This window comes from Clostridioides sp. ZZV14-6345, assembly GCF_020657775.1.
Taxonomy (GTDB): Bacteria; Bacillota; Clostridia; order Peptostreptococcales; family Peptostreptococcaceae; genus Clostridioides; species Clostridioides difficile_D.
Map to the genome: position 1 here is coordinate 1 of NZ_JAGWCX010000111.1, position 5,884 is coordinate 5,884.

Annotated in this window: 7 protein-coding genes; 2 read left to right on the plus strand and 5 right to left on the minus strand. The window is 25.9% G+C overall.

The features are described from left to right. Window positions 1–250 precede the first annotated feature (250 nt). On the plus strand, window positions 251–1,297 hold the full coding sequence (locus tag KGF39_RS18670) for a BtrH N-terminal domain-containing protein (protein WP_054273780.1): 1,047 nt from the start codon (window positions 251–253) through the stop codon (window positions 1,295–1,297). Between the two features lie 210 nt (window positions 1,298–1,507). Here KGF39_RS18670 and KGF39_RS18675 read toward each other — a convergent pair whose 3' ends face one another. The 5 genes from KGF39_RS18675 to KGF39_RS18695 all read right to left on the minus strand — a co-directional run bounded on the left by KGF39_RS18675 (window position 1,508) and on the right by KGF39_RS18695 (window position 5,142). Continuing rightward, window positions 1,508–1,888: a DUF4363 family protein gene (locus KGF39_RS18675; protein WP_227823462.1), complete on the minus strand. Its 381-nt coding sequence runs from the start codon at window positions 1,886–1,888 to the stop codon at window positions 1,508–1,510. 2 nt (window positions 1,889–1,890) lie between these two features. Continuing rightward, on the minus strand, window positions 1,891–2,550 hold the full coding sequence (locus KGF39_RS18680; protein ID WP_107595295.1) for a DUF421 domain-containing protein: 660 nt from the start codon (window positions 2,548–2,550) through the stop codon (window positions 1,891–1,893). A gap of 107 nt (window positions 2,551–2,657) precedes the next feature. Further along, window positions 2,658–3,632: a 3'-5' exonuclease gene (locus tag KGF39_RS18685; RefSeq protein ID WP_054273784.1), complete on the minus strand. Its 975-nt coding sequence runs from the start codon at window positions 3,630–3,632 to the stop codon at window positions 2,658–2,660. 35 nt (window positions 3,633–3,667) lie between these two features. After that, on the minus strand, window positions 3,668–4,015 hold the full coding sequence (locus tag KGF39_RS18690) for a hypothetical protein (protein ID WP_227823463.1): 348 nt from the start codon (window positions 4,013–4,015) through the stop codon (window positions 3,668–3,670). A gap of 170 nt (window positions 4,016–4,185) precedes the next feature. Continuing rightward, window positions 4,186–5,142 carry an L-threonine 3-dehydrogenase gene (locus KGF39_RS18695; RefSeq protein ID WP_227823464.1) on the minus strand — a complete coding sequence of 319 codons (957 nt, stop codon included), beginning with the start codon at window positions 5,140–5,142 and terminating at the stop codon, window positions 4,186–4,188. 288 nt (window positions 5,143–5,430) lie between these two features. Between KGF39_RS18695 and KGF39_RS18700 the strand changes: the two genes are divergently transcribed. Further along, entirely contained in the window at window positions 5,431–5,799 is a 369-nt protein-coding gene (locus KGF39_RS18700) for a C-GCAxxG-C-C family (seleno)protein (RefSeq protein ID WP_227823465.1), read from the plus strand. The last annotated feature ends 85 nt before the right edge of the window (window positions 5,800–5,884 follow it).

Here is a 5,884-nt window from a genome sequence, read left to right on the forward strand (position 1 = left end):
CATTCCTGTATAAAGTCCAACTTTTGGGTCTCAGTACATTTGTAAGTTTTTATATGCTCTTTTTTTATTTGAATTTATTAAATTATACAGTAAATAGTATAACAAAATATATTATAGTCTCAAATGGCTTAATATGTGAAAATATAAGGCCTAAAATATAAATTTTATAAATACAATAGTTATTGACTCTCTCATTGTAGGAGGGTTTATACTGAATCTAATGAAAATTTATAGTGAGGAGATAGATTATATGAGAAAAATAATTGAAGTTAAACATCATTCACATGATTATGAGTGTATGTGGAATGGTATAGAAGATTTATATATAAATAAAACAGGTGAATGTCTTCCAAATGATTTTTTCTTTTTATTATCAGGTTTTGGCTCATTTTGTTATATGAAAACAAATAAAGCAGAGTTAAAAAGAATGGTAGCTTTGGGAGATGGAAGGACAAAAAAGATGTATGAATTTTTAGCACCAATTGTCGGTTTTGAATACAAACATCATGAGTTTAAAAAATATGAGCAAGCATTAAAGAAAGCAAAATCTGAAATTGATGGTGGATATCCAGTTATTTTAGGTGCTTTAGATATGTATTATCTACCATATTATAAAAAGCTATATCATAAAGAACACATTCCCTTTCATTATATATTAATGGTAGGATATGATGATGAAAGAATATATCTGTATGATTGTGGGAGAACAGAATTATTATATCTTTCTTATGATAAATTACGTGAAAGTATGAATTGCAATTACCCCGGATTAAGCAAAGAAAATACTATTTGCACAATAAGAATGAATACTTCAAAGAATAAATATAACATTGCTAGAGAAGCCATTGCTATAAAGCGTGATATGTTTTTAAATCCTCCTAAAGGATTTTTGGGATATAAAGGTTTTGAAAAATTTATTAAAGAGTTACCACAGTGGAAAACTGAATTAGAGAAAGATGATTATGATAAGATTTTGACCAATATGGTTATGTTTTTTGGCACAGTACCAACAATTCCAAATGCAATCAAAGGAATTAAAGAACCAGATACTGTTCAATTTAAAGGTGGATTTGATAAAATGAGTAGAATGCTTAACAGTATTGGGGAGGAATATAAAAATGACTCTTTTATACAAGCAGCTGTGATTTTTGATAAAGGTGCTATTATAATTGAGAAAATATCCGATATTATAATAGATTATTTAACTCAAAAATGTGATGATACAGAGCAACTTCCGTTACTGTTCTCTGAGGTTTTAAAGCATATGAAAACAGGATACTTAATGTTGGATGTATAAAAATATATTATTGACCCTAACATTACGTAATAGTGTAATATGAAAATATACCTTGAATATATTAGTTTTTAAGATTTATTTTGATAATAATAGTTTACAAGTAAAAAAATAATAATTATTGAAACTTTGGAGGCAAAAAATCTGTAAGGTTTATAAAAGCATAAAAATAAGGATATAGATTAATTCCATCTATATCCTTATTTAAAGTTATTAAAATATATAGTTTACATCAAACTTAACACTTTCAACGATGTTTCCCAAATATGTTTTTATACCTTCAACTTCTTCTAGAGATTTTAATTTATTTTCAGTATAAATTGCTTTATCGAGAATATTAAACTTTAGTCCTATTTCATCAAAGTACTCGTGATTTAAAACTTTGTACCAATGATTTTTTTCTTTATTCCATCTTGTAGATATAGAATCAGCTTCTTTTTGAGCTTTTTCCCAGTCTTCATTTTCTATAGATTTTTCTAAAACAGATATATTGTCTTTATATTCATCTGTAAAATCATATAGTTTATTGTTAATGTAAAATCCAAATAATACAAATAAGATAGTCCATAGTATAACAAATGTTGCAGATTTCAATATTAATCACCCTTTTTATTTTGAATAAATATTTTGTCATTTTCATCTAAAACACATATAAGAACATCTTTAAAAGTTTCTATGTGATTAGACTTTAAAATACCCATCAACCAATTAGTATCCTTTTCAGCTATGTCTAGATTTTTATTTATTATTCTACCATCCAATATAAGTGGAATTGGTAAATGATTAAAAGCTTTTGGAGGAGTACTATTATAAGTTGATGCTGGAACAACACTTAGATTACCATCAGTTTCCAAAATAGCATATTGTACATCTTTTAAATTGAAGTAACCCTGAACTCTAAGTTGTTCCAATAACTCATCTATAGTAATCCTTTCTTTTTTTAATTCTTTATATACAATTTTTCCCTTATCTATTAGTACAGAAGGTTTACCTGATAAAAATGAGCTTAATTTTCTGCTTTTTAAGGATAAAAATGAAATTAGAGTCTGCATAATTACAAGCCCAGTTATTGCTGCAACGCCATTTATAATTGGTATATTATTGTTTTCCATTGGAACTGATGCAACTTCTGCAATTAAAAGTGTTATAACTAAATCAAAACAATTCATTTCAGCTATTTCACCTTTTCCCATGACTCTAAGTGCAATTAGCACTGTTATGTATAATATAATACTTCTTATTAACACCACTGTCATATCTATCAATTACTCCTTTAAAAAATATTTATACTTAGTTAGTATGTCCTGTATAAAAATTTTAATTCAAGGTATAAAAAATACCTTAAATAATTGAATTCAACTATTTAAGGTATTCTTGATAACTTTAATATTAAATTTTTTATAGATTTCCTATTATTCTTATTTATTTTAACAACAGATTCAACAAAATTCTTTTTATCTCCTAATTTTAAAATAAAATCAGGATATTCTTCAAATTCATTAAGCTTTATTAATTTGAAAGAAGAAGATAGATTTTTAAAACTAATAATTTTAGAGTTATTTACTAATACACTTCTTTTTTTAAAATAAATTTCTTTTTTACTTATATTTAGTATGTTTAATATTTGTTTAAGATATATTATTATATCTTCTGGAGTTTTATCAAATTTAAGTTCAAAATTTTCATCTTCAAAGTAGGGTATATAATATAAAGGGGTTTTGAGAGGAGGTAATTTATTATATAATTCTTCAAGAATATTGATATCCTTAGGGGAGTTAAGGTAAAAACATTTACATACATTCATTAAATCTACAGCATCTGAAAGTGAGTTATGTTTAATATCTCCTTCTATAGAAAAAATTTTTTTCATATTCAGTAAAGATAGTTGCCTAGATAAGATTCTATTATTATATGTAATATGTTGAGATATAAAAGGCTGAATGTCAATCATCATATTAAATAACTCTAAGCATTTACCTGTATATCTATATACTCTAAACGAAGTTAGAAGACCAGCTATATCAAAATCACCCCAATTATATATTGTAACATCATCAAATTTACAAAACCATCTATAAAAATCATCCATAACATATAAAAGATTAGGAGCATTATTAATATCTAATTGGCTCAATTTAGTTAGTTTTTTACATTTGTTTGAAAGTATCCCATTGTATCTTGGTTTAACTAAAGAGTAATAGGTGTCTATTATATTAAATTCATTATCAACTAAAACTCCACCAATAGAGATTAATTCAGCTCCATTATATTCTTTTGGTTTATTTTTATTATCATCTAATATATTAAATTCAAAGTCTATAAATAACTTGTATTTCATAAATTTAAAGCACATCCTCAGGTATATTATTTAGTCTAAGCATCATAAGAATCAATAGATATAATGACTCTAAACATCAAAGGCTCATTACAACTTTTGTTTATTTCATAATTTAATTCAAATAAATCTTTTAAGATATAATTTATAAGTATTCTTTCCCAACCAATTTTTAAATTAACTTTAGAATCTAGTAATATATTTTCTATTTTTTTAAATATTTCTATATTTGATGGTATTATACTGAGTTCAATATTACTTTTAAATGGGTTAGACTGTAAATCAGTTATAAGTATATTTTTTAACTCTTCTGTAAGCTCGGAAATTAAACTATCACCTATATATTCTTTAATTATTTCCTCTCTAATATCTCTTAAGTTTAGCAATATTATTACCTGCTACTTACATTGTATTATGAAAAGTGTAGTAAAAATTCAAGTAAATTTTCTATAACACTTAAAATAGTAGCTTTTCCTTTCCTTTTAATTTTTAATATGATTTTGTATAATTAATACGTAAAAAGCTATTAATATTAGTATATAAAAATGATAGATTATTATTTGCCGATTCCTCTTTCTGATAATTTTTCTAACATATCTTTAGTCATTTTGTCTAAGTCATAATTAAATTTAAAGTTCCATTCACTTACTGCACTACTACTATCTAGAGAGTTGGGCCAAGAATCAGCTATGCTTTGTCTTACAGAGTCTACATCATATTCTATTACAAAATCAGGAATATATTTTTTTATAGAAGCAGCTATTTCTTCAGGGGCAAAACTCATAGCAGTAATATTAAAAGCATTTCTATGGATAAGTTTATCCGCTGGGGCTTCGATTAAATCTACTATTGATTGAAGTGCATCAGGCATATACATCATATCCATCTTTGTACCTTCTGCTATGTAAGATTTATATCTCTTATTTTTTAATGCTTCATAATATATATCAACTGCATAATCTGTAGTTCCTCCACCAGGAGGTGTAACATAAGAAATAAGACCTGGGAATCTAACACCTCTAGTATCCACTCCAAATTTTGAATGATAATAATCACATAGTAACTCTCCAGAAACTTTAGTTACACCATACATAGTATTAGGTCTTTGTAATGTATCTTGAGGAGTCATATTTTTGGGAGAATTTTCACCAAAGGCAGCAATTGAACTAGGTGTAAAAAATTTACAATTTAATTCTCTAGCCACTTCGAGACCATTTATTAATCCATCCATATTTAAATTCCAAGCTTCTAGGGGTTTGCTTTCAGCAACTGCAGAAAGTAGAGAAGCTAGGTGAATTATAGTATCTACATCATATTTTTTGGCAATTTCGAAAAAACGATTTTTATCTGTAACATCTAATATTTCAAATATGCCAGATTCACATACTGGATTCCATTCTTTTGTTCTCCTTGAACTAGCAATTACATTTTTTTCTCCATATTCATTTCTAAGTTTTATTGTTAATTCTGAACCTATTTGTCCTAGTGCACCTGTTATAAGTATTTTTTTCAATTTGACGACCTCCTTAGGGTTCAATTTATGTAATACTGCTTATTTTTATTTTAGCAAATCTTTTGTTTAAATACAAAGAATTAAAGATAATAATATATGACTTGATTCAATGAAGTGTAGTAAATACCTAAAAATTTAAAGCTAATGTAATGGTCTATTATATAACAATAAGAGACTAGATTAAATTATTATGTATAGATATAGATTGTGTGACTAAGTCACAGAAACTATAATTAATTTAATATATAATAAAATCATATAAAATAAAATTTGAAAGGAAGTATAAAAATGACAAGACCATCAATGTATCATAGCCAAGGATACACTTGTGCAGAGGCATTAATAAAATCTTATAATGAGGAACACAATACAGATATACCAATCTCAACAGGAAGTGGTATGGGGGTTGGAATGACTGTTGGAAGTGTTTGTGGAGCTATAAATGCTGCTGTTGTTATAATAGGGTATTTAAATGGACGAAATAGTAATTTAGATGAAAATATAGCAAGGAAGTATTCAAGAGAGTTAATGAATAGAGTAAGGAATAAATACAGTTCAGAAATATGTGCATCTCTTAAAAAAAATAAAGTAACTTGTGAAGAAATAATAAATTTCACATATGATGCTCTAAATGATATGCTAGAAAATCAAAAATAATTCCAAGAAACAAGTATTTTATATTTGATATAATACTTGTTTTTTTATAAAATGAGTCTGGAAATATTTATGTGTATTCTTTAAA